The sequence below is a fragment of the Pseudomonas sp. B111 genome, from assembly GCF_026428275.1.
In the GTDB taxonomy this organism is placed as follows: Bacteria; Pseudomonadota; Gammaproteobacteria; order Pseudomonadales; family Pseudomonadaceae; genus Pseudomonas; species Pseudomonas aeruginosa.
In genome coordinates, this window is sequence record NZ_CP097857.1 from 2,167,417 (window position 1) to 2,191,491 (window position 24,075).

11 protein-coding genes are annotated in these 24,075 nt (G+C 67.3%); 4 read left to right on the forward strand and 7 right to left on the reverse strand.

Annotation, left to right across the window (positions count from 1 at the left end):
• Window positions 1–186: 186 nt before the first annotated feature.
• Both ppk2 and M6E97_RS10310 read left to right on the forward strand, forming a co-directional pair.
• Window positions 187–1,101 carry a polyphosphate kinase 2 gene (ppk2, locus tag M6E97_RS10305; protein WP_003089666.1) on the forward strand — a complete coding sequence of 305 codons (915 nt, stop codon included), beginning with the start codon at window positions 187–189 and terminating at the stop codon, window positions 1,099–1,101.
• 175 nt (window positions 1,102–1,276) lie between these two features.
• On the forward strand, window positions 1,277–2,290 hold the full coding sequence (locus tag M6E97_RS10310; protein ID WP_003136357.1) for a GNAT family N-acetyltransferase: 1,014 nt from the start codon (window positions 1,277–1,279) through the stop codon (window positions 2,288–2,290).
• 79 nt (window positions 2,291–2,369) lie between these two features.
• On the opposite strand, the gene pvdS is transcribed toward M6E97_RS10310, so the two are convergent.
• Together pvdS and M6E97_RS10320 are read right to left on the reverse strand one after the other, a co-directional pair.
• Window positions 2,370–2,933 carry a pyoverdine signaling pathway sigma factor PvdS gene (pvdS, locus tag M6E97_RS10315; RefSeq protein ID WP_003089661.1) on the reverse strand — a complete coding sequence of 188 codons (564 nt, stop codon included), beginning with the start codon at window positions 2,931–2,933 and terminating at the stop codon, window positions 2,370–2,372.
• 408 nt (window positions 2,934–3,341) lie between these two features.
• Complete coding sequence (locus tag M6E97_RS10320; protein WP_014595514.1) at window positions 3,342–4,322, reverse strand: IS5-like element ISPst7 family transposase; 981 nt, start codon at window positions 4,320–4,322, stop codon at window positions 3,342–3,344.
• 450 nt (window positions 4,323–4,772) lie between these two features.
• Here M6E97_RS10320 and pvdG point away from each other — a divergent pair, with 450 nt between their 5' ends.
• Together pvdG and pvdL are read left to right on the forward strand one after the other, a co-directional pair.
• On the forward strand, window positions 4,773–5,537 hold the full coding sequence (gene pvdG, locus M6E97_RS10325) for a pyoverdine biosynthesis thioesterase PvdG (RefSeq protein ID WP_034005095.1): 765 nt from the start codon (window positions 4,773–4,775) through the stop codon (window positions 5,535–5,537).
• A 73-nt stretch (window positions 5,538–5,610) separates the two neighbouring features.
• Window positions 5,611–18,639 carry a pyoverdine non-ribosomal peptide synthetase/polyketide synthase PvdL gene (gene pvdL, locus M6E97_RS10330; RefSeq protein WP_034005094.1) on the forward strand — a complete coding sequence of 4,343 codons (13,029 nt, stop codon included), beginning with the start codon at window positions 5,611–5,613 and terminating at the stop codon, window positions 18,637–18,639.
• Between the two features lie 485 nt (window positions 18,640–19,124).
• Here the strand turns inward: pvdL and M6E97_RS10335 are convergent, their stop codons facing one another.
• The 5 genes from M6E97_RS10335 to M6E97_RS10355 all read right to left on the reverse strand — a co-directional run bounded on the left by M6E97_RS10335 (window position 19,125) and on the right by M6E97_RS10355 (window position 24,027).
• Entirely contained in the window at window positions 19,125–19,637 is a 513-nt protein-coding gene (locus tag M6E97_RS10335; protein WP_004355475.1) for a Bro-N domain-containing protein, read from the reverse strand.
• 580 nt (window positions 19,638–20,217) lie between these two features.
• Window positions 20,218–20,532 carry a hypothetical protein gene (locus tag M6E97_RS10340; RefSeq protein WP_003113065.1) on the reverse strand — a complete coding sequence of 105 codons (315 nt, stop codon included), beginning with the start codon at window positions 20,530–20,532 and terminating at the stop codon, window positions 20,218–20,220.
• 360 nt (window positions 20,533–20,892) lie between these two features.
• The gene (locus tag M6E97_RS10345; protein ID WP_016561928.1) at window positions 20,893–21,813 is read right to left on the reverse strand and encodes a SphA family protein; all 921 of its coding nucleotides are present in this window, start codon (window positions 21,811–21,813) and stop codon (window positions 20,893–20,895) included.
• A 33-nt stretch (window positions 21,814–21,846) separates the two neighbouring features.
• On the reverse strand, window positions 21,847–23,265 hold the full coding sequence (locus tag M6E97_RS10350; RefSeq protein WP_021264833.1) for an OprD family porin: 1,419 nt from the start codon (window positions 23,263–23,265) through the stop codon (window positions 21,847–21,849).
• A gap of 81 nt (window positions 23,266–23,346) precedes the next feature.
• Entirely contained in the window at window positions 23,347–24,027 is a 681-nt protein-coding gene (locus M6E97_RS10355) for a hydrolase (protein WP_034005093.1), read from the reverse strand.
• Window positions 24,028–24,075 lie beyond the last annotated feature (48 nt).

The window sequence follows — 24,075 nt, forward strand, 5'->3', positions numbered from 1 at the left end:
AAGTGCGGAGAGGCTGGCCAGCTTAGGCCAAGTCATTCAAATGATTAGGGAATTTTCTGACTTTCAGTGACCTTTCGACTGTTTTCGACGGCGGGCGATCGCTACGTTTTCATCGAACCGTCACCAAACCGTCATGAAGACGCGCCTAGCATTCGCGGTATTTCGGCATGACGTGGAGAGCAGCGCATGGACTCCTATGGCGATACCTCGGGCCGCATCGGTCGCGACTGGCTCGATCGACACGACGAAGAGCTGGAGCAGGAACTGCTCGACGACGAGCTGAACCTGGACGAGCTGTTCGGTCCCGAGCAGGAGGATGCGCCCGGCGAATTGAGTCGGCGCCGCTATTTCCGCGAACTGTTCCGCCTGCAACGGGAACTGGTGAAACTGCAGAACTGGGTGGTGCACACCGGGCACAAGGTGGTGATTCTCTTCGAGGGGCGCGACGCGGCGGGCAAGGGCGGCGTGATCAAGCGCATCACCCAGCGCCTCAACCCGCGGGTCTGCCGGGTCGCCGCGCTGCCCGCGCCGAACGACCGCGAGCAGACCCAGTGGTATTTCCAGCGCTACGTCTCGCACCTGCCGGCCGGCGGCGAGATCGTCCTGTTCGACCGCAGCTGGTACAACCGTGCCGGGGTCGAGCGGGTCATGGGTTTCTGCAACGACGAACAATACGAGGAATTCTTCCGCAGTGTGCCGGAGTTCGAAAAGATGCTGGCGCGCTCGGGCATCCAGTTGCTCAAGTACTGGTTCTCCATCTCCGACGCCGAGCAGCACCTGCGCTTCCTCAGCCGTATCCACGATCCGCTCAAGCAGTGGAAGCTCAGCCCGATGGACCTGGAGTCGCGGCGGCGCTGGGAGGCCTACACCAAGGCCAAGGAAACCATGCTCGAACGCACCCACATCCCCGAGGCGCCCTGGTGGGTGGTACAGGCCGACGACAAGAAGCGCGCGCGGCTGAACTGCATCCACCACCTGTTGCAGCAGATGCCCTACCGGGAAGTTCCGCAGCCGCCGGTACACCTGCCGGAGCGCCTGCGCCACGCCGATTACGTCAGGCATCCGACGCCCGGCGAGATCATCGTGCCGGAAGTCTACTGAGCCAGTAGGCGCCGCGTACTTCGCTCACTCGGGTTCTTCCTTGTTCCTCCGGCCGCGCCTGTGGATGACGCTGGCGCCTCGACCGCGCGCGTTGCCGCCTGGCTCGCGCGAGCGCTTAAATTTCCTCCTTCACATGACGTTCCTCTGAGAACAACTCCGTGTCTCGAGTCCGATCATGCCCCTGTTGAATTCCCTGACTGTATTGCCGTTGCCTGGCGGGCAGCGTTTGAGTGGCGACGAAACCGATAGCCGGCTCAGCCTTGCCCTGGATGGTGCGTTGCTGTTGCGCCTGCGCCTGGAGCGCACAGACACGGAAATACGGCTGGCGGTGGAGGAGCTTCCCGGCGGCGATGCCGAGCATGCGTTGTGGGCCGCCAGCTACTGGCTGTTCGCCCGCGATCCGGATTGCCAGCGGCTCGTCTGGTCGCTGTCCTGGGAGCCCGAAGAGTCCCTGGCGAAGGGGATGCTGACAGGAGCCGCCGCAGCGGGCACCTATGTCTGCGAGAGGGGCCGGTTCTGGCAGTTGCCATGGCCCTGGCTGCCGCTTGCCCAGCCGTGCTATCCCCAGTCGATGCAACTTACCGATGGAAAGCGTCATCCACTGCGCCGGCCGAAGCCCAGGGGAGAGGTCTATCGGCGCTTCGATGCGCGATTGGGGTGCTGGATATCCTTGCGTACCTTGGACATCGAGAGGGACCTGGAACGTTTTCATCGCTGGCAGAACTCGCCCAGGGTGGCGGAGTTCTGGCAGGAAGATGGAAGCCTGGAACAACATCGCGAGCGTTTGCGCCAGCTCGAAGCGGATCCTCATGCACTGGGGCTCATCGGCTGTTTCGACGATGAGCCCTTCGCCTATTTCGAGGCTTACTGGGCGAAGGAGGATCGCATCGCGCCGTTCTACGCGGCCGAAGACTACGACCGCGGGATCCACATGCTGGTCGGCGAGGAGGCCCACCGGGGGCCGCACAAGGTCGCCTGCTGGCTATCGGCACTGGTCCACTACCTGTTTCTCGACGACCCGCGCTCGCAGCGAGTGGTGGCGGAACCGCGCGCGGATAACGCGCGGATGATCGGTCACATGCACAACCTGTGCTTCCACTGCGAGAAGGAGTTCGACTTTCCGCACAAGCGGGCGGCACTGATGATCATCGGCCGCGAACGGTTCTTCGAGCGCTGTCGCCTGGCCTGACGGGGCGGGAAGAAGAAGGTCGAGGCGTCCGGCGGACGCCAACAGAAGAACGGGCAGGCGCAATGCCTGCCCTTGTGTCTCAGCGACGCGCGCTCAGGTTCGTCAGATTGTCGCCCTGGCGCTCGGCGGTGACCTTGCGGCAGTGCACCAGGGCGTCGCGGATCATGAAGTTGACCAGGGTCGGCGAGACGCCCAGTTCCTTGGCGATGTCCTTCTGCGGCACGCCGTGCAGGCGGTACATCTCGAAGGCGTAGCGGGTGCGCTTGGGCAGCTCGGTGAGGGCATCCGCGATGTGTTCGAGGGTCGCGTAGTTGATGTGCGAGGTTTCCGGCGAGGCGCCCTGGATCACCACGTTCAGGCCTTCTTCCTCCGGCCCCGAGTATTTCTGTTCGAGCGCCTGCTTGCGGTAGTGATCGATGGCCAGGTTGCGGACGATCTGGAACAGGTAGCTGAGCTGTGCCTTGAACGACGAAGTGATCTGCGGCGCCGACTGGAGCCTGAAGAACGCATCCTGGACCACATCTTCGGCTCGCGAGCGGCAACCGGTAATGCGGGCGGCGATCTTCACCAGGATCGTACGGTTATCGACGAATGCCTGGAGGAGCGGGGTATCGCATCTGCGGGTAGACAGTTGTTCCGACATGGAAATCACCTTGCTGCGGAGGGGGCTGCAGAGCACTGGCGGTGGGGTAAGACCCACACATGGCGCAACAAATTATGTTGAATGATAATGATTGTCAATTACGAAGAAATAACCAATCTCACCTTTATTCGTGAATGGTCCGCATGCTGGCAAATAGCCGCTGCGAATGATGGAGGGGAGAAATTCTTCGGCGTTTCAGAAGGATGGCCGCGCCAATGTTGCAGTCATGCGTCGCAGACGAAATTTTTTTAATAATCTTTAGGGATGGTCTGAAGTAGCCATGCATTTCCGGCTGACTTCAGCCTCCGCCGATTTTGAAAGCGGCAAACCGATCAAAAACGATCAGATAACCAGCTCATTTCGGTGTTTCTAGCCGCCGAGAACACCTCGCGGCGGCCATTTCCTGCATTACAGGCGCACCTCTCCTGCATTGGTCAGCAAATGTCGGCGTGCCATCCACAGGTTCGACAACGCGAACAGCGTCACCAGTTGCGCAGTATTCTTGGCCAAGCCACGGAAGCGCGTCTTCACATAACCGAACTGCCGCTTGATCACCCTAAACGGGTGCTCAACCTTGGCCCGTACCTGAGCCTTGGCTTTCTCGATCTTGCGTCTGGCTTTGTACAGCGCGCTGCTCTTGCCCAGCTTTTTGTAAGTGCTGCGCCGTGCTGCCACCTGCCAAATCACTTCGCGGCCATCATGCTCGGCACGCTTCTCGACGCCGGTATAACCCGCATCGGCGCAGACCACGTTTTCCTCGCCATGCAGCAACTTGTCGACCTGGGTGACGTCCGCCACGTTAGCCGCCGTACCTACCACGCTATGCACCAGGCCCGATTCGTCATCGACGCCGATGTGGGCCTTCATGCCAAAGTAATACTGGTTGCCCTTCTTGGTCTGGTGCATCTCTGGGTCGCGCTTGCCGTCTTTGTTCTTGGTCGAACTCGGCGCATTGATCAGCGTGGCATCGACGATGGTGCCTTGGCGCAGCGACAGGCCACGGTCACCCAGGTAGCCATTGATCACGGCCAGGATGCCAGCAGCCAGTTCGTGTTTCTCCAGCAGGCGACGGAAGTTGAGGATGGTGGTTTCGTCGGGGATACGCTCCAGGCTCAGCCCCGCGAACTGCCGCAGGATGGTGGTCTCGTACAGTGCCTCCTCCATCGCTGGATCGCTATAACCGAACCAGTTTTGCATTAGATGAACCCGCAGCATTGCCATCAACGGGTACGCCGGACGGCCACCTTCACCCTTGGGGTAATGCGGCTCGATCAGGGCAATCAACCCCTTCCACGGCACCACCCGATCCATCTCGATCAGGAACAGCTCTTTGCGGGTCTGCTTGCGCTTGCCGGCGTACTCGGCATCGGCGAAGGTCATCTGCTTCATCAGAAAACTCGGTGGGTGGCGTTCGGCTATTTTGCCAAAATCAGAAAGTCTTTTTCAGACTGTCCTTAGGAATCAGCTAGTTAGAAATCGGTATTGACCGCCTCGCCGCTCCTGCCGGCGTTCCGCGCAAGAACTGCGCGAAGGCGCTGCGACAACCGTTCCCGGCTGCTCCATGGCGTACATCGCTATCGCCGATGCGGCGATAGCGCCGGGCACAACCCATCAGAATGGATAGGGGTTGGCGTCCTTTCGCACAATGCTCCGCGGTTGCCCGGAGATTGCGGTTACATGCGCTAATTATTTGCCGTTGTTATCCGTTCCCCTCTGTGACAGCGCGGGCAGGTGCCCGGCGCCCCGGCGTGCGCAGCAGGAGACGGAAATGCCGATCGATCATGGGAAAGCGCTCTGCCCCGGACGAGGGCCACGACAGCGGCGCAAGGAGGTCGGCAGGTGAGCCCGGCCGTTTCCCTGCAATTGTTCTGCCTGCCTTATTCGGGGGCCAGCGCCACGCTGTTCCGCCACTGGCAGCCCAGCCTGCCGGGCTGGATCCGCTTGTTGCCCCTGGAATTGCCGGGGCGCGGCCTCCGCTTCGGCGAGGCCCTGCATACCGATGCCGCCAGCCTGGTCGCGCAATTGGCCAGCGAGCTGCAAGGCACCCTCGACAGCGCTTCTCCCTACGCCTTCTTCGGCCACAGCCTGGGCGGGCTGCTGGCCTTCGAACTGGCCCATGCCATGCGTCGGCGCGGCCTCGAAGGGCCGCTGGCGCTATTCCTCTCCGGTGTATCCCCGCCCGCCGAAAACGATGTCAGCGGCTACCGGCGCGCCAAGGCCGACGCCGAACTGGTTGCCGCGTTGCGCGACTACCGGGGTACTCCGGAGGCCGTCCTCAACGATCCGTCGCTGATGCAGATGCTGTTGCCAGTGGTGCGAGCGGACTTTCTCGTCACCGGCAGCTACCGCTACCAGGCGCATGGGCCGCTGGACGCGGCGCTGCACCTGTTCGGCGGACGCGAGGACAGCCTGCGCAGCGCCGAGTTGCTCGGCTGGCTGCATGAGGCCGGGGGCGACTTCACCCTCGACCTGCTCGACGGGCAGCACTTTTTCATCCGCGAACAGCAGGGGCAGTTGCTGCGCCTGCTGCGTCGCTACGCCGGCCAGCATCTGCTGCGCTGGCACAAGGACAAGGTCCGGGGAAGCATGCGCGCCGCCAGTTGAGGGGTGGCCGCGACGACTGTTTCCGGAGACTCACTAGAACTCGATTGCAAGCCGAATTCAGGCAGGAAAACACATGATGGACGCCTTCGAACTTCCCACCACCCTGGTCCAGGCCCTGCGTCGCCGCGCCGTCCAGGAGCCCGAGCGCCTGGCGCTGCGCTTCCTCGCCGAGGACGATGGCGAAGGCGTGGTCCTCAGCTATCGCGATCTCGACCTGCGCGCGCGGAGCATCGCCGCGGCCCTGCAGGCCCATGCGCAGCTGGGCGATCGCGCGGTGCTGCTGTTTCCCAGCGGCCCCGACTACGTCGCGGCGTTCTTCGGTTGCCTGTATGCCGGGGTCATCGCGGTGCCGGCCTATCCGCCGGAGTCGGCGCGCCGCCATCACCAGGAACGCCTGTTGTCGATCATCGCCGACGCCGAGCCGCGCCTGGTCCTGACCACCGCTGACCTGCGCGAGCCATTGCTGCAGATGAACGCGCAACTGTCCGCCGCCAACGCCCCGCAACTGCTCTGCGTCGACCAGTTGGACCCGGCCGTTGCCGAGGCCTGGGACGAGCCGCAAGTGCGTCCCGAGCACATCGCCTTCCTCCAGTACACCTCCGGTTCAACCGCACTGCCCAAGGGCGTGCAGGTCAGCCATGGCAACCTGGTCGCCAACGAGGTGCTGATCCGCCGAGGCTTCGGCATCGGTGCCGACGACGTGATCGTCAGCTGGCTGCCGCTGTACCACGACATGGGCCTGATCGGCGGCCTGCTGCAACCGATCTTCAGCGGCGTACCCTGCGTGCTGATGTCGCCGCGCTACTTCCTCGAACGTCCGGTGCGCTGGCTGGAAGCCATCAGCCAGTACGGCGGCACCGTCAGCGGCGGTCCCGATTTCGCCTACCGGCTGTGCAGCGAGCGGGTCGCCGAGTCGGCCCTGGAGCGTCTCGACCTGAGCGGCTGGCGGGTAGCCTTCTCCGGTTCCGAGCCGATCCGCCAGGACAGCCTGGAACGCTTCGCCGAGAAATTCGCCGCCAGCCGCTTCGAGGCGTCCAGTTTCTTCGCCTGCTACGGCCTCGCCGAGGCGACCCTGTTCGTCACCGGCGGCCAGCGCGGCCAGGGCATTCCCGCCCTGGCGGTGGATGGCGAGGCGCTGGCGCGCAACCGCATCGCCGAAGGCGCAGGCAGCGTGCTGATGTGCTGCGGCCGCAGCCAGCCGGAACACGCCGTGCTGATCGTCGACGCGGCGAGCGGCGAGGTCCTCGGCGACGACAACGTCGGCGAGATCTGGGCCGCCGGGCCGAGCATCGCCCACGGCTACTGGCGCAACCCGGAAGCCTCGGCGAAGACCTTCGTCGAGCGTGACGGGCGTACCTGGCTGCGCACCGGCGACCTCGGTTTCCTCCGCGACGGCGAACTGTTCGTCACCGGGCGCCTGAAGGACATGCTCATCGTCCGCGGCCACAACCTCTATCCGCAGGACATCGAACGCACCGTCGAGAGCGAGGTGCCGTCGGCGCGCAAGGGCAGGGTCGCGGCCTTCGCGGTCACGGTCGATGGCGAGGAAGGCATCGGCATTGCCGCCGAGATCGGACGCGGCGTCCAGAAATCGGTGCCGGCCCAGGAGCTGATCGACTCGATCCGCCAGGCGGTGGCCGAGGCCTACCAGGAAGCGCCGAAGGTGGTGGCGCTGCTCAATCCCGGCGCCTTGCCGAAGACATCCAGCGGCAAGCTGCAACGTTCCGCCTGCCGCCTGCGCCTGGAAGACGGCAGCCTGGACAGCTATGCGCTGTTTCCCGGCCTCCAGGCCGTGCAGGAAGCGCAGCCGCCGGCAGGCGACGACGAACTGCTGGCACGCATCGGCGAGATCTGGAAGGCCCGGCTGGGCGTGGCGCAGGTAGCGCCGTGCGATCACTTCTTCCTGCTTGGCGGCAATTCCATCGGCGCCGCCCAGGTTGTCGCACAGGTGCGCGACAGTCTCGGCGTTGCCCTCGACCTGCGCCAACTGTTCGAGGCGCCGACCCTGCAGGCCTTCAGCGCCACGGTGGCCCGCCAACTGGCCGCCGGCCTGCCGGCCGAGGCACCGATGGCGCACCTGCCGCGCGGTGTCGACCTGCCGCAGTCGGCGGCGCAGCAGCGTCTCTGGCTGACCTGGCAGATCGATCCGCAGAGCGCCGCCTACAACATCCCCGGCGGCCTGCGCCTGCGCGGAGAGCTGGACGAAGCGGCGCTGCGCGCCAGCTTCCAGCGCCTGGTCGAACGCCACGAAGCGCTGCGCACGCGTTTCCTCGAGCGCGACGGCGCGGCCTTGCAGCGTATCGATGAGCGGGGCGAATTCGCCTGGCAGTTCGTCGACCTCGCCACCCTGGCCGAGCACGAACGCGCCGCGGCTGCCGCGCAGCGCCGCGAAGCCGAGGCGCAGCAGCCGTTCGACCTGGAAAAGGGGCCGCTGCTGCGGATCAGCCTGGTGCGCCTGGACGAACAGGAGCACCAGCTCTGGGTCACCCTGCATCACATCGTCGCCGATGGTTGGTCGCTGAACCTGCTGCTCGACGAATTCTCGCGGCTCTACGCCGAAGCCTGCGGTGGCCAGCCGGCCGACCTGGCGCCGCTGGAACTGCACTACGCCGAATTCGCCGCCTGGCAACGGCAGTGGCTGGACGCGGGCGAGGGCGCCCGCCAACTGGCCTACTGGCGGGAGCGCCTGGGCGACGCGGCGCCGGTGCTGGAACTGGCCACCGACCATCCGCGCACGGCGCGCCAGGCGTCGCCCGCCGCGCGCTACAGCCTGCGGGTCGACGAAGCCCTGGCGCGGGCTATCCGCGAGGCCGCGCTGGACCATGAGGCGAGTGTCTTCATGTGGCTGCTGGCGGCGTTCCAGGCGCTGCTGCATCGCCACAGCGGGCAGGGCGAGATCCGCATCGGCGTGCCCAGCGCCAACCGCCAGCGCCTGGAGACCCAGGGGCTGGTTGGCTTCTTCATCAACACCCTGGTCCTGCGCGGCACGCCCCGGGCGCGCCAGCCGTTCGCCGCGTTGCTCGGCGAGGCTCGCGAGGCGACCCTCGGCGCCCAGGCCAACCAGGACCTGCCGTTCGACCAGGTGCTCGCAGCCTGCGGCCAGGGCGGCCAGTTGTTCCAGGTGTTGTTCAACCACCAGCAGCGCGACCTGTCGGCGTTGCGCCGGCTGCCTGGCCTGCTCGCCGACGAGCTGCCCTGGCACAGCCGTGAAGCCAAGTTCGACCTGCAACTGCAGAGCGAGGAGGACGCTCGCGGTCGCCTGACCCTGAATTTCGACTACGCCGCGGACCTCTTCGACGAGGCCAGCATCCGGCGTTTCGCCGCGCAATACCTGGAGTTGCTGCGCCAGGTCGCGGAAGACCCGCAGCGCTGCCTCGGCGATATCGCCCTGGTCGACGCCGAGCAGGCGGCGCGCCTCGCCGAATGGGGCAGCGCGCCCTGCGAGCCGGCGCGCGCCTTGCTGCCGGAGCTGCTGGAGCGGCAACTGGCGCAGTCCGCCGAACGCGTCGCCCTGGAGTGGGACGGTGGCAGCCTCGGCTACGCCGAACTGCACGCCCGGGCCAACCGCCTGGCCCACTACCTGCGCGACAAGGGCGTCGGCCCGGACGTGCGGGTAGCGATCTGCGCCGAGCGTTCGCCGCAACTGCTGGTCGGTCTGCTGGCGATCGTCAAGGCGGGCGGCGCCTACGTGCCGCTGGACCCGGACTACCCCAGCGAACGCCTGGCCTACATGCTCGCCGACAGCGGCGTCGAGTTGCTACTGACCCAGGCCCATCTGTTCGAGCGCCTGCCTGGCGCGGAGGGCGTCACGCCGATCTGCCTGGACAGCCTCAAGCTCGACAACTGGCCGAGCCAGGCACCGGGCCTGCACCTGCACGGCGACAATCTCGCCTACGTCATCTACACCTCCGGTTCCACCGGCCAGCCGAAGGGCGTGGGCAATACCCACGCGGCGCTGGCCGAGCGCCTGCAATGGATGCAGGCCACCTACGCCCTCGACGGCGACGACGTGCTGATGCAGAAGGCGCCGGTGAGCTTCGACGTGTCGGTGTGGGAGTGCTTCTGGCCGCTGGTCACCGGTTGCCGGCTGGCCCTCGCCGCCCCCGGCGAGCACCGCGATCCGGCGCGCCTGGTGGAACTGGTGCGGCAGTTCGGGGTGACCACGCTGCACTTCGTGCCGCCGCTGCTGCAACTGTTCATCGACGAACCCGGCGTCGCCGCCTGCGGCAGCCTGCGCCGCCTGTTCTCCGGCGGCGAGGCGCTTCCGGCGGAGCTGCGCAACCGCGTGTTGCAACGCCTGCCGGCAGTGGCCCTGCATAACCGCTACGGGCCGACCGAGACCGCCATCAACGTCACCCACTGGCAGTGCCGCGCGGAAGACGGCGAGCGGTCGCCGATCGGCCGGCCGCTGGGCAATGTGGTCTGCCGCGTGCTGGACGCCGAGTTCAACCTGCTGCCGGCCGGCGTCGCCGGCGAGCTGTGCATCGGCGGCCTGGGCCTGGCCCGTGGCTACCTGGGGCGCCCGGCGCTGAGCGCCGAGCGCTTCGTCGCCGATCCGTTCTCGGCCGACGGTGAGCGCCTGTACCGCACCGGCGACCGCGCGCGCTGGAACGCCGACGGCGTGCTGGAATACCTCGGCCGCCTCGACCAGCAGGTCAAGCTGCGTGGCTTCCGCATCGAGCCGGAGGAGATCCAGGCACGCCTGCTGGCGCAGCCGGGGGTGGCCCAGGCGGTGGTGGTGATCCGCGAAGGCGTGGCCGGCAGCCAGTTGGTCGGCTATTACACCGGCGCTGCCGGCGCCGAGGCGGAAGCCGAGCAGAACCAGCGTCTGCGCGCCGCGCTACAGGCCGAACTGCCGGAATACATGGTTCCGGCACAGTTGATGCGCCTGGCGCAGATGCCCCTTGGCCCGAGCGGCAAGCTGGATACGCGGGCGCTGCCGGAGCCGGTCTGGCAGCAGCGCGAGCACGTCGAGCCGCGGACCGAGCTGCAACGGCGCATCGCCGCGATCTGGAGCGAAGTGCTCGGCCTGCCGCGGGTCGGCCTGCGCGACGATTTCTTCGAACTCGGCGGGCATTCCCTGCTGGCCACCCGCATCGTCTCGCGCACCCGCCAGGCCTGCGACGTCGAACTGCCGTTGCGCGCGCTGTTCGAGGCCAGCGAACTGGAGGCCTTCTGCGAACAGGTCCGCGCAGCCCAGGCCGCCGGACGTACCGACAGCCACGGCGCGATCCGCCGCATCGACCGCGAGCAGCCGGTGCCGCTGTCCTACTCGCAGCAGCGCATGTGGTTCCTCTGGCAACTGGAGCCGGACAGCCCGGCCTACAACGTCGGCGGCCTGGCGCGCCTGAGCGGGCCGCTGGACGTGGCGCGCTTCGAGGCCGCGCTACAGGCCCTGGTGCAGCGCCACGAGACCCTGCGCACCACGTTCCCCAGCGTCGACGGCGTGCCGGTACAGCGCGTACATGGCGATGGCGGCCTGCACATGGACTGGCAGGACTTCTCCGCGCTCGACCGCGACAGCCGCCAGCAGCACCTGCAGACCCTCGCCGACAGCGAGGCGCACCGGCCCTTCGATCTTGAGAGCGGGCCGTTGCTGCGGGTCTGCATGGTGAAGATGGCCGAGCGTGAGCACTACCTGGTGGTGACCCTGCACCACATCGTCACCGAAGGCTGGGCGATGGACATCTTCGCCCGCGAACTGGGCGCGCTCTACGAGGCCTTCCTCGACGACCGCGAATCGCCGCTGGAGCCGTTGCCGGTCCAGTACCTGGACTACAGCGTGTGGCAGCGCGAGTGGCTGGAGAGCGGCGAGCGCCAGCGCCAGCTCGACTACTGGAAGGCCCAGCTGGGCAACGAGCATCCGCTGCTCGAACTGCCGGGCGACCGGCCACGCCCGCCGGTGCAGAGCCACCAGGGCGACCTCTACCGCTTCGACCTGAGCCCCGAGCTGGCCGAGCGCGTGCGGCGCTTCAACGCCGCCCGCGGACTGACCATGTTCATGACCATGACCGCCACCCTTGCGGCCTTGCTCTACCGCTACAGCGGCCAGCAGGACCTGCGCATCGGCGCGCCGGTGGCGAACCGCATCCGCCCGGAGAGCGAAGGGCTGATCGGCGCCTTCCTCAATACCCAGGTGCTGCGCTGCCGGCTCGACGGACAGATGAGCGTCGGTGAGCTGCTGGAGCAGGTGCGGCAGACCGTGATCGATGGCCAGTCGCACCAGGACCTGCCGTTCGACCACCTGGTGGAAGCCCTGCAACCGCCGCGCAGCGCCGCCTACAACCCGTTGTTCCAGGTGATGTGCAACGTTCAGCGCTGGGAGTTCCAGCAAACCCGGCAACTGGCCGGGATGACCGTCGAGTACATCGCCAACGATGCGCGGGCGACCAAGTTCGACCTCAACCTGGAGGTCACCGACCTCGACCAGCGCCTCGGCTGCTGCCTGACCTACAGCCGCGACCTGTTCGACGAACCGCGCATCGCGCGGATGGCCGGACACTGGCAGAACCTGCTGGAGGCGCTGCTGGGCGACCCGCAGCGGCGCATTGCCGAATTGCCGCTGTTCGCCGCCGAGGAGCGGAAGCAACTGCTGCTCGCCGGCACGGCCGGCGAGGCAGGGCTCCAGGACACCCTCCATGGCCTGTTCGCCGCCCGCGTGGCGGCCAGCCCCCAGGCCCCGGCGCTGACCTTCGCCGGACAGACCCTGAGCTATGCCGAACTCGATGCCCGCTCCAACCGTCTGGCGCGCGTCCTGCGCAGTCACGGCGTCGGCCCGGAAGTGCGGGTCGGCCTGGCCCTGGAGCGTTCGCTGGAGATGGTCGTCGGCCTGCTGGCGATCCTCAAGGCCGGCGGCGCCTACGTGCCGCTGGACCCGGAATATCCGCTGGAGCGCCTGCAATACATGATCGAGGACAGCGGCGTACGCCTGCTGCTCAGCCACGCGGCGCTGTTCGAGGCTCTCGGCGAGCTGCCGGCGGGCGTGGCGCGCTGGTGCCTCGAGGAGGACGGCCCGGCGCTGGACGCCGAGGACCCCGCGCCGCTGGCAGCGCTGAGCGGTCCGCAGCACCAGGCCTACCTGATCTATACCTCCGGCTCCACCGGCAAGCCGAAGGGCGTGGCGGTCTCCCACGGCGAGATCGCCATGCACTGCGCCGTGGTGATCGAGCGCTTCGGCATGCGCGCCGAGGATTGTGAACTGCACTTCTATTCGATCAACTTCGACGCCGCCAGCGAGCGCCTGCTGGCCCCGTTGCTGTGCGGCGCCCGCGTGGTGCTGCGGGCCCAGGGCCAGTGGGGCGCGGAGGAAATCTGCGAGCTGATCCGCGCGGAGGGCGTGAGCATCCTCGGCTTCACCCCGAGCTACGGCAGCCAGCTCGCCCAGTGGCTGGAGAGCCAGGGCCGGCAGTTGCCGGTGCGCATGTGCATCACCGGCGGCGAAGCGCTGACCGGCGAGCACCTGCAACGGATTCGCCAGGCCTTCGCCCCGGCGTCGTTCTTCAATGCCTACGGACCGACCGAAACGGTGGTCATGCCGCTGGCCTGCCTGGCTCCCGAACGCCTGGAGGAGGGTGCCGCCAGCGTGCCGATCGGCAGCGTGGTCGGCGCGCGGGTCGCCTACATCCTGGATGCCGACCTGGCCCTGGTGCCGCAGGGCGCGACCGGCGAACTCTACGTCGGCGGCGCCGGCCTGGCGCGCGGCTACCATGAGCGTCCGGCGCTCAGCGCCGAGCGCTTCGTGCCCGATCCCTTCGCTGCCGAGGGCGGCCGCCTGTACCGCACCGGCGACCTGGTGCGCCTGTGCGACAACGGCCAGGTGGAATATGTCGGCCGCATCGACCACCAGGTGAAGATCCGTGGCTTCCGCATCGAACTGGGCGAGATCGAGGCGCGCCTGCTGGAGCATCCGCAGGTTCGCGAAGCGCTGGTCCTGGCGCTCGACAGCCCGAGCGGCAAGCAGTTGGCCGGTTATGTCGCCAGCGCGGTGGCCGAGCAGGACGAGGACGCCCAGGCGGCGCTGCGCGAGGCGCTGAAAACGCACCTCAAGCAGCAATTGCCGGACTACATGGTGCCGGCCCACCTGCTGTTGCTCGCCAGCCTGCCGCTGACCGCCAACGGCAAGCTCGACCGCCGCGCGCTGCCGGCGCCCGACCCGGCGCTCAACCGGCAGGCCTACGAGGCCCCGCGCAGCGTGCTGGAGCAGCAACTGGCCGGGGTCTGGCGCGAGGTGCTGAACGTCGAGCGGGTAGGCCTCGGCGACAACTTCTTCGAACTGGGCGGCGATTCGATCCTGTCGATCCAGGTGGTCAGCCGCGCCCGCCAGCTCGGCATCCACTTCAGCCCCCGCGACCTGTTCCAGCACCAGACCGTGCAGAGCCTCGCCGCGGTGGCCCGGCACAGCCAGGCCAGCCAGGCCGAGCAGGGGCCGGTGCAGGGCGACAGCGCGCTGACGCCGATCCAGCACTGGTTCTTCGACCTGCCGCTGGCGCGCCGCGAGCACTGGAACCAGTCGCTGCTGTTGCAGCCGCGGCAGGCCCTCGACCTCGGCCTGCTGCGCAAGTCCCTGCAACGCCTGGTCGAACAGCATGACGCCCTGCGCCTGGCGTTCCGCCAGGTCGACGGCGAGTGGCTGGCGCAGCATCGTCCGCTGCGCGAACAGGAACTGCTCTGGCACGTTCCGGTGCAATCCTTCGACGAATGCGCCGAGCTGTTCGCCAAGGCCCAGCGCAGCCTCGACCTCGAACAGGGGCCGCTGCTGCGCGCGGTGCTGGTGGACGGCCCGGCCGGCGAGCAACGCCTGCTGCTGGCGATCCACCACCTGGTGGTGGACGGGGTGTCCTGGCGGGTGCTGCTGGAGGACCTGCAACAGGTCTACCGTCAGCTCGACGAGGGCGCCGAACCGGCGCTGCCGGCCAAGACCAGCGCCTTCCGCGACTGGGCCGGACGCCTGCAGGCCTACGCCGGCAGCGAATCGCTGCGCGAGGAGCTGGGCTGGTGGCAAGCCCGGCTGGGCGGGCAGTCGGCCGAGTGGCCATGCGACCGCCCGCAGGGCGACAACCGCGAGGCGCTGGCGGAAAGTGTCAGCCTGCGGCTCGACCCGCAACGTACCCGGCAATTGCTGCAACAGGCGCCGGCGGCCTACCGCACCCAGGTCAACGACCTGCTGCTGACCGCCCTCGCTCGCGTGCTCTGCCGCTGGAGCGGGCAGCCGTCGACGCTGGTGCAGTTGGAAGGGCATGGCCGCGAGGCGCTGTTCGACGATATCGACCTGACCCGCAGCGTCGGCTGGTTCACCAGCGCCTACCCGTTGCGCCTGACCCCGGCGCAGAGCCCGGGCGAGTCGATCAAGGCGATCAAGGAACAGCTCCGCGCGGTGCCGCACAAAGGCCTCGGCTACGGCGTGCTGCGCTACCTCGCCGATCCGGCGGTGCGCCAGGCGATGGCCGCGCTGCCCACGGCGCCGATCACCTTCAACTACCTCGGACAGTTCGACCAGAGCTTCGCCGACGCCCTGTTCCAGCCGCTGGACCAGCCCACCGGGCCGATCCACGACGAGCAGGCGCCGTTGCCCAACGAGCTGAGCGTCGATGGCCAGGTCTATGGCGGCGAGCTGGTGCTGCGCTGGACCTACAGCCGCGAGCGCTACGACGCGCAGACGGTGAACGAGCTGGCGCAGGCCTATCTCGCCGAACTGCAGGCGCTGATCGAGCATTGCCTGGAAGACGGCGCCGGCGGCCTGACCCCGTCCGACTTCCCGCTGGCGCAACTGAGCCAGGCGCAACTGGACGCCCTGGCGGTGCCGGCCGGCGAGATCGAGGACGTCTATCCGCTGACCCCGATGCAGGAAGGGTTGCTGTTGCACACCCTGCTGGAACCGGGCACCGGCATCTACTACATGCAGGACCGCTACCGGATCGACAGCCCGCTCGATCCCGAGCGCTTCGCCGCCGCCTGGCAGGCGGTGGTGGCCCGCCACGAGGCGCTGCGCGCGTCGTTCGTCTGGAATGCCGGCGAAACGATGTTGCAGGTGATCCACAAGCCCGGTCGCACCCGCATCGAGTTCCTCGACTGGAGCGAGCTGCCGGAGGACGGCCACGAGGAGCGCCTGCAAGCGCTGCACAAGCGCGAGCGCGAGGCCGGCTTCGACCTGCTCGAACAGCCGCCGTTCCACCTGCGCCTGATCCGCCTGGGCGAGGCGCGCTACTGGTTCATGATGAGCAACCACCACATCCTCATCGATGCCTGGTGCCGTGGCCTGCTGATGAACGACTTCTTCGAGATCTACGGCGCCCTCGGCGAAGGCCGCCCGGCGAACCTGCCGACGCCGCCGCGCTACCGCGACTACATCGCCTGGCTGCAACGCCAGGACCTGGAGCAGTCGCGCCGCTGGTGGAGCGAGAGCCTGCGCGGCTTCGAGCGGCCGACCCTGGTGCCCAGCGACCGCCCGTTCCTCCGCGAGCACGCCGGCGAAAGCGGCGGGATGATCGTCGGTGACCGCTACACGCGTCTGGACGCCGCCGACGGCGCGCGCCTGCGTGAACTGGCGCAGCGCTACCAGCTCACCGTCAACACCTTCGCCCAGGCCGCCTGGGCGCTGACCCTGCGCCGCTTCAGCGGCGAGCGCGACGTGCTGTTCGGCGTCACCGTGGCCGGGCGTCCGGTGGGCATGCCGGAAATGCAGCGCACCGTCGGCCTGTTCATCAACAGCATCCCATTGCGCGTGCAGATGCCGGCCGCCGGCCAGCGCTGCACGGTGCGCGAATGGCTGAACCGGCTGTTCGAGCGCAACCTGGAGTTGCGCGAGCACGAGCACCTGCCCCTGGTAGCCATCCAGGAAAGCAGCGAGCTGCCCAAGGGCCAGCCGCTGTTCGACAGCCTGTTCGTGTTCGAGAACGCTCCGGTGGAAGTCTCGGTGCTGGACCGCGCGCAGAGCCTGAACGCCAGTTCCGACTCCGGGCGTACCCACACCAACTTCCCGTTGACCGTGGTCTGCTATCCGGGCGATGACCTCGGCCTGCACCTGTCCTACGACCAGCGCTACTTCGAGGCGCCGACCGTCGAGCGCCTGCTCGGCGAGTTCAAGCGCCTGCTGCTGGCCCTGGCCGACGGTTTCCACGGCGAACTGGAGGCCTTGCCGCTGCTCGGCGAGGACGAGCGTGACTTCCTCCTCGACGGCTGCAACCGCAGCGCCCGCGACTACCCGCTGGAGCAAGGCTACGTGCGGCTGTTCGAGGCGCAGGTGGCGGCCCATCCGCAGCGCATCGCCGCCAGTTGCCTGGAACAGCGCTGGAGCTACGCCGAGCTGAACCGCCGGGCCAACCGCCTCGGCCACGCCCTGCGCACCGCCGGCGTCGGCATCGACCAGCCGGTGGCACTGCTGGCCGAGCGCGGCCTCGACCTGCTCGGCATGATCGTCGGCAGCTTCAAGGCCGGTGCCGGCTACCTGCCGCTCGACCCCGGCCATCCGACCCAGCGCCTGACCCGGATCGTCGAGCTGAGCCGCACGCCGGTGCTGGTCTGCACCCAGGCCTGCCGCGAGCAGGCGCTGGCGCTGTTCGACGAACTCGGCTGCGTCGACCGGCCGCGCCTGCTGGTGTGGGACGAGATCCAGCAGGGCGAGGGCGCCGAGCATGATCCGCAGGTCTACAGCGGGCCGCAGAACCTCGCCTACGTGATCTACACCTCCGGCTCCACCGGACTGCCGAAGGGCGTGATGGTGGAGCAGGCGGGAATGCTCAACAACCAGTTGAGCAAGGTCCCGTACCTGGAACTGGACGAGAACGACGTGATCGCCCAGACCGCCTCGCAGAGCTTCGACATCTCGGTCTGGCAATTCCTCGCCGCGCCGTTGTTCGGCGCCCGCGTGGCGATCGTGCCGAACGCCATCGCCCACGATCCGCAGGGCCTGCTGGCGCACGTCGGCGAACAGGGCATCACGGTGCTGGAAAGCGTGCCGTCGCTGATCCAGGGCATGCTCGCCGAAGAGCGCCAGGCCCTCGACGGCCTGCGCTGGATGTTGCCCACCGGCGAGGCGATGCCGCCGGAACTGGCGCGCCAGTGGCTCAAGCGCTACCCACGGATCGGCCTGGTGAATGCCTACGGGCCGGCGGAGTGTTCCGACGACGTGGCGTTCTTCCGCGTCGACCTGGCCTCCACCGAGAGCACCTACCTGCCGATCGGCAGTCCCACCGACAACAACCGCCTGTACCTGCTCGGCGCCGGCGCCGACGACGCCTTCGAACTGGTGCCGCTGGGCGCGGTGGGCGAGCTGTGCGTGGCCGGCACCGGCGTCGGTCGTGGCTACGTCGGCGATCCGCTGCGCACCGCCCAGGCCTTCGTCCCGCATCCGTTCGGCGCGCCGGGCGAGCGTCTGTACCGTACCGGCGACCTGGCGCGGCGGCGCGCCGACGGAGTGCTGGAGTATGTCGGGCGGATCGACCACCAGGTGAAGATCCGCGGCTTCCGCATCGAACTGGGCGAGATCGAGGCGCGCCTGCACGAACGCGCCGACGTCCGCGAGGCGGCGGTGGCGGTCCAGGAAGGGGCGAACGGCAAGTACCTGGTGGGCTACCTGGTTCCCGGCGAGACACCGCGTTCCAGCGCCGACTCGCCGGCCGGACTGATGGTGGAGCAGGGCGCCTGGTTCGAGCGGATCAAGCAGCAACTGCGCGCCGACCTGCCGGACTACATGGTGCCGCTGCACTGGCTGGTGCTGGACCGGATGCCGCTCAACGCCAACGGCAAGCTCGACCGCAAGGCGCTGCCGGCGCTGGACATCGGCCAGATGCAGAACCAGGCCTACCAGGCCCCGCGCAACGAACTGGAGGAAACCCTGGCACGGATCTGGGCCGAGGTGCTGAAGGTCGAGCGGGTCGGGGTGTTCGACAACTTCTTCGAACTCGGCGGGCATTCGCTGCTGGCCACCCAGATCGCCTCGCGGGTGCAGAAGGCCCTGCAACGCAACGTGCCGCTACGGGCGATGTTCGAATGCACCACGGTGGAAGAGCTGGCCAGCTACATCGAGTCCCTGGCCCCGAGCGAGATCAGCGAGCAGAAGGCCGAGCGCCTGAACGACCTGATGTCGAAGCTGGAAATGCTCTGAGGCACGCGCCCCGCCACAGGCCGGATACCTGTGCGGGGCGCGTGGCGGAAAGGCATGAAAAAGGCCCGCCGAAGACGCCCGGGCGTCCTTGGCGGGCCTTTCTACAAATCCGTTCTAGGCAAACCAGCCCTCTGACCTTGAGGGAGAGGGGCGTTCGGAGCGGCGAACCCGCCCGCTAGGCGAGCGTAGCTCCTACAGGGGACGGTCCGGCCGGGAGTCGCGCAGCGTTCGCTTGCGCGGCTTCTCCTTGGTTTCACGACGCATCTTGCGAGGCTGACGGAGGCCCGTCAGGTCCTGGCTGCCCTGGTCATCCGTGTAGAGATCGTCCAGAAGGTTTCGCGTTATCTTCATGCCAGCGGTTTCGTGCTGTCCGTGGGAAAGGAGAGGCTAGGCCCGAGTCGTTGCTCTATTGTTAATGGATGGCGCCGCGCCGCTTAAGCTGGCAGATCTGACAGGCCCCGCCCAACACGACGCCAGAGCGGCGCCTAGAGCGGCCGCAACTTGCTCAACCAGCGTCGCCAACCCAGTTGCACCATGGGCTCGCCCTGGCGTTCGAGGAGGTCGGGCATCTCGCTGAAATTCACCCAGAGCTTGCCCTGCCAGTCGAGCATGTGCACCACCTGGCGCTCCCAGCGCAACTTGACGTAGCGCGGCATGCCGCTGTCGTCGGTGGCGCTGCGCAACTCCGGCACCACCTCGCCACTGAGCCAGCGGCGCAATTCGCCGCCATCGCCGCGCTGCTGGTAGATCAGCGCGGCATACGCGCCGGACTCGCTGATCAGCCACTGCGCCTGGTCTTCGCCACGTTCGGAACGCAACGACTCCCGGCGCGCCTGGTCGTCGTCCAGGCGGGCGAGCATCTGTTCGGGCTGGCTGTGTTCGATGAGCCGGGCGAAGTCGTCGAGGACGAACCAGGCCTGGTCGTCGATCAGCAGCGCGCGCAGCAATCGCTGCTGTCGGAAGAAGTAGTGCGGGGCAAGCTGGGTATGGCCGTGCATAGGAGAAATCCTTCTCTGAGCTGTCCGCTGCCTGGCTTCTGCCGGCGCGGCAGGGAGACAGGCCGCTCGTGGGTGTTGGGCCAGCAGGCTGTGGCCTGCCGGGAACCGAAGTCGCCGGCGAAAAAAGCCTACTGACAGCGCCTGTAGGACGGCAATGGCTAAGCCTTGTACGAAGTCTCCGATGGCACAAGCCCGCTGAACAGCTAGGCCTATGAGGGTAGGCTCTTGTCCACTGTCTATATGGCGGTGAACTGCTCGCAGCCGAACCCGTTCCCTGAGCATTTCCTGGTTATCTGCGTGGCACTGGGCTGGCCCGGAAAACCTATAGCCATTTGGCGGAAAACAGGAGCGGCGGGTTTTTCCCTGCCAGAAAACCTCTTTTTTCGAGGTCTCGTAACTTGCTGATTTATAAGGGCGTAAGAAATCGTCCGAAAAAAGGGTCGGAAGCTTCGGGCAATTGGCGGCCGTTTCGCGAGGACCGGGACGGCGATCAAGCGTGCCGTTCGGACGCGAAAGGTCTTGTGATGGCGATGCCGCAAAGCCCCCGGCCAGGCCGGGGGCGTCGCGCCAGGGAGCGGCGCTACAGGCTCGGGTGGCCCGCCTCGATTTCGGACAAGGCATCGCTGAGCAGCGACAGCAACGCACCGTTGATGTAGGCCAGGGTGCCGCCGGGCTCTTCTTTCTCATCGAGCAAACGGGTCATGGCCAGGATGTTGATCGCCGACCTCAAGCGCACTTTCGCGTTGTCGAACAAGTGCGTGGGGAGTGCATGGGTGTCCACGTACAGGGTGGCGCTACGCGGACACATGTCGGCCTGGGAGGTGGGTAGCAGCGGGACGAAGCGGGGGGACGATTCTGTTACCTCGGGGTTGGACGTATCATTCGGCTTAGCCATGGGTCAGCTCCTTAGTAAGCTGGGTTGTGGTTAGCGGGTCGTAGGTGTTCCACCACCTGCGGCCCGCGTCTTTTTTGCCCTCAGAAAATAGAGGGCAGTGCCGTTCGGTCCTGTCCCTGCGGGACGGATTTGCCGGCCCCTCCATCATCCTCCTACTGGGTTTTTATCCAATTCCCGGGCTTCTGAGAGAGCCTGCGGAAATGTCCGGGGGAGCTGTCCGGCGTTTCCAGGGCCTGTAGGGCGAATACCGCCACAGGCGGTATCCGCCGATACCCCGGATAAGCGGCGGATAACCGCGAGCGGTTATTCGCCCTACGGACCCGGGGAGGTGTCGGCGTTTCCAGGGCGTTATCCGCCGATTCAGAACGCCAGCAGGTAGCGCAGGGTCAGTTGGTTGCCTTCGCTGCGGTTGCGCGCGCCGCTTTCGGCGTAGAGGTTGGCGAACAGCGTTTGCCTGCCCTGGCTGTACATCACCCCCGGGCCTATGCCGAAGACCTGCTCGCGCGAGTCGGCCTGCCGGTGGTCGTCGATGCGGTCGGCGCTGATCTGTTTCAACTGGTAGCCGGCCAGGCCGATCCGCCAGTGCGGGTCCAGCGCGTAGGAGATCGAGAAGTTCGCGTGCAGCGCCTGTCCCGGCTGTACGTCGTTTGCGCCCAGGCGCGGCGAGGGGGCGTCGTTGCGGCTGATCCAGGCGTAGTGCAGGCGGCCGCTGAGTTCCAGGCGCTCGCCCAGTTCCCAGGTGAAGGCGTAGTGCGGGTTGAAGATCCAGGTGTTGCTGCCGGTGTTGATCGCGGCGTCCTTGTCGTAGTCGCCGGTGGGCAGGGAGAAGACGAAGTTCAGGCGCTGCCAGTAGGGGCGGCCGAACAGCGTAGCGGGCCCCCATTGCAGCATCAGCGGACTGACGATCAGGTCGCCCTGGCGGGTGCGCCGGCCGTCCGGGCCGCCGTCGATATCGAGGTCCAGGCGTACCAGCGGCAGCAGCACTTCGGCGCCGTAGTGGGCGCCGAGCAGGGTGTTCTGGCTGAGGTAGGCGAAGTGCGGCAACAGCGTGGTGCCACGAACCCGTTGCCGACCGGGAACCGAATGCCCGCCGGCGTCGCTGGCGTTGTTCGCCCGAACGTATTGCAGGGGCAGTTCGAAGAGCATGCCGGGACGGCTGACGCCGTCCATGAAGCTGGCGTTGCCGAGCGCCAGCGGCGGCAGCGCGACGGCGTCGGCGCGGGCCTCCAGGCAGAGTGCGGCGGAGAGGGCGCCGAAGGTGGGTAGCAGGGCTGCACGCATGAGGGAGTTTCTCTTTTTTCTGGTTCCGTGGGTTCAGAGCAACCTGATCGGGTAGTCGACCACCACCCGGTATTCGTCGGAGCTGGAGTTGCCGCGGGTGTTGCCGGGGGCGGTGTAGCCTTCGCCGGGGCGGTGGGTGGCCCAGCGCAGGGTCACGCTGAGGCCCTTGGCCGGGCCGGCGGGGAAGGCGTAGCGCAGCGACAGATCGCGTTCCCAGTGCTGGGCGTTCTTGCCATTGGGGTTGTAGAGGTAGCCGTAGCCCGCGCTGTCCGGGTCGACCCGGGTCAGGTCGGCCTGGCCACGGCCGTAGGCGGCGCCGAACTGCCAGTCCGGGGCGGCGAGGAAGGCCAGGCTGGCCTGGTACTGGATCTTCCACGAGCGCTCGCCGGGGCCGTTGAAGTCGGCGTACTGCATGGCGTTGCTTTCGTAGAGGAAGGTCCGGTCGTTCTGCGCGATGAAGTCGAACGGGGTGTCGCCATCGACCTTTTGCAGGCTGAGGCTCAGCGACTGGCCGCCGCCGGCCAGGGTCAGCCCGGCGTTGTAGAGGTCGTTGTCGATCCGGCCGAGCTGGCTGCGGCCCTGGTCGCGGGTCTTGTAGTAATGCAGCCAGGGCGTCAGGGTCAATTGGCTGGAAAGCCGCCACGGCTGGCTGAGGCCGAGGTAGTGCTGGTTCCAGATATCCTCCAGGCGGCCGCTGTAGAGCGTCGCCTGGCTGCCGCCGGGGGCGCTGTAGCTGGCGCCCAGCCAGGCGATGTGCGGGCTTTCGCGATCGGCGGCGATACCGCCCTTGGTGCCGTTGCCGTAGCCGCTGGTGAGATGACTGTGGCCGCTCTGGTTGCGTAGGCGGGTGGCCTCGACGAAGCCGGCGTCCAGTTCGAACGCGCGGAAATGGTAGTTCTTCAGGGTCACGCCACGGTAGCTCTGCGGCACCATGCGACTGACGCCGCTGGCGATCACCGGGTTCTCCAGCAACTGGTCGCCGATCTTCAGCAGGCTGTCCAGGCCGCGCAGCTTGAGGGCCGCGCCGGCGGCGGAGAAGCTGTCGGCGGGGCGACCGGCGGAGTCCAGCGGCAGCACGCCGGCACCGCCGCTGCCGCCACCGCCGTCCAGGCGCAGGCCGTAGAAGGCGTGCGCATCCAGGCCGATGCCTATCGGCGTGTCGGTATAGCCGGAGCGGAACGACAGCATCAGGCCCTGGGCCCATTCGCGCTGGTCGCGGCGGGACGGGGTGTCGTGGTTGTCGCGGGCGAAATAGTAGTTGCGGATGAAACCGTTCAGCGTCGAGCCTTCGACGAAGCCCGGCGGCACCTTCATTTCGGCTTTCTGCCGCTGGTTCAGGCCGGTGCTGATGTTGTCGCGATGGCCCAGGGAGTCGTCGGCGAGGGTCGAGCCCGGACCTATGGCAAGGGCAAGGCAGAGCGTAGCCCCGCGCTTCATGGAGGAATCAGGCATGGGTCCGGTCCGTAGTCGTTGCTGTCCACCAGGCTCCTGCTCGGCAAAAGAAGGGGCGTGCAGCCCCTTCCTTCCCATGGATCACTTGCGCTGCGAATCCAGTTGCTCGTGGTTGTTGACCACGGCCTGGGCCTTGGCGTAGCTCTCGATCAGCAGTTGGTAGTGCGGGAATACCGCGCTGTAGGCTTCGGCGAACTGCACGGCGTCGTCGCGGTTCCAGGTGCGCTGGATTTCCGAGCAGACCGCGGCGGTGTCCATCGGCACCACGCCGGCCTGGACCACCCGTGCCAGGGTGATTTCCTGGGCCATCTTGGAGTAGGTGCCGGAGGCGTCGATCACCGCGAACACCTGATAGCCGTCGTGTACCGCGGCGATGCTGGGGAAGGCCATGCACACACTGGTGATGGTGCCGGCGATGATCAGTTGCTTCTTGCCGGTGGCCTTCACCGCGGCGACGAATTCCGGGTTGTCCCAGGCATTGATCTCACCCTTGCGCGCGACGTACTGGGCGTGCGGCGCGGCCTCGTGGATCTCCGGGATCAGCGGGCCGTTGGGGCCCTGCGGTACCGAGGCGGTGGTGATCACCGGGATCTTCGCCAGGGTGGCGACCTTGGCCAGGGTGGTGGCGTTGGCGCGCAGTTCGGTCATCGGCATGTCCTTGACCGTCTGGAACAGGCCGCTCTGGTGGTCGATCAGCAACATGGCGGCGTTGGCCGGATCAATCTTCGGGGTCTGGCCGTTGAAGTTGACGGGAGCGCTCATTTCCATTTCCTCTTGCAGGGTGGTCGTCCGTGAATTTCGGGCAAAGCC

Excerpts from the sequence above, each read along its gene's own strand:
- M6E97_RS10340 (WP_003113065.1), bottom strand. The coding sequence starts at position 20,532 with ATGGCTAAGCCGAATGATACGTCCAACCCCGAGGTAACAGAATCGTCC.
- M6E97_RS10350 (WP_021264833.1), bottom strand. The coding sequence starts at position 23,265 with ATGCCTGATTCCTCCATGAAGCGCGGGGCTACGCTCTGCCTTGCCCTT.
- M6E97_RS10320 (WP_014595514.1), bottom strand. The coding sequence starts at position 4,322 with ATGAAGCAGATGACCTTCGCCGATGCCGAGTACGCCGGCAAGCGCAAG.
- M6E97_RS10355 (WP_034005093.1), bottom strand. The coding sequence starts at position 24,027 with ATGAGCGCTCCCGTCAACTTCAACGGCCAGACCCCGAAGATTGATCCG.
- pvdS (WP_003089661.1), bottom strand. The coding sequence starts at position 2,933 with ATGTCGGAACAACTGTCTACCCGCAGATGCGATACCCCGCTCCTCCAG.
- M6E97_RS10335 (WP_004355475.1), bottom strand. The coding sequence starts at position 19,637 with ATGCACGGCCATACCCAGCTTGCCCCGCACTACTTCTTCCGACAGCAG.
- M6E97_RS10345 (WP_016561928.1), bottom strand. The coding sequence starts at position 21,813 with ATGCGTGCAGCCCTGCTACCCACCTTCGGCGCCCTCTCCGCCGCACTC.
- pvdL (WP_034005094.1), top strand. The coding sequence starts at position 5,611 with ATGATGGACGCCTTCGAACTTCCCACCACCCTGGTCCAGGCCCTGCGT.
- M6E97_RS10310 (WP_003136357.1), top strand. The coding sequence starts at position 1,277 with ATGCCCCTGTTGAATTCCCTGACTGTATTGCCGTTGCCTGGCGGGCAG.
- ppk2 (WP_003089666.1), top strand. The coding sequence starts at position 187 with ATGGACTCCTATGGCGATACCTCGGGCCGCATCGGTCGCGACTGGCTC.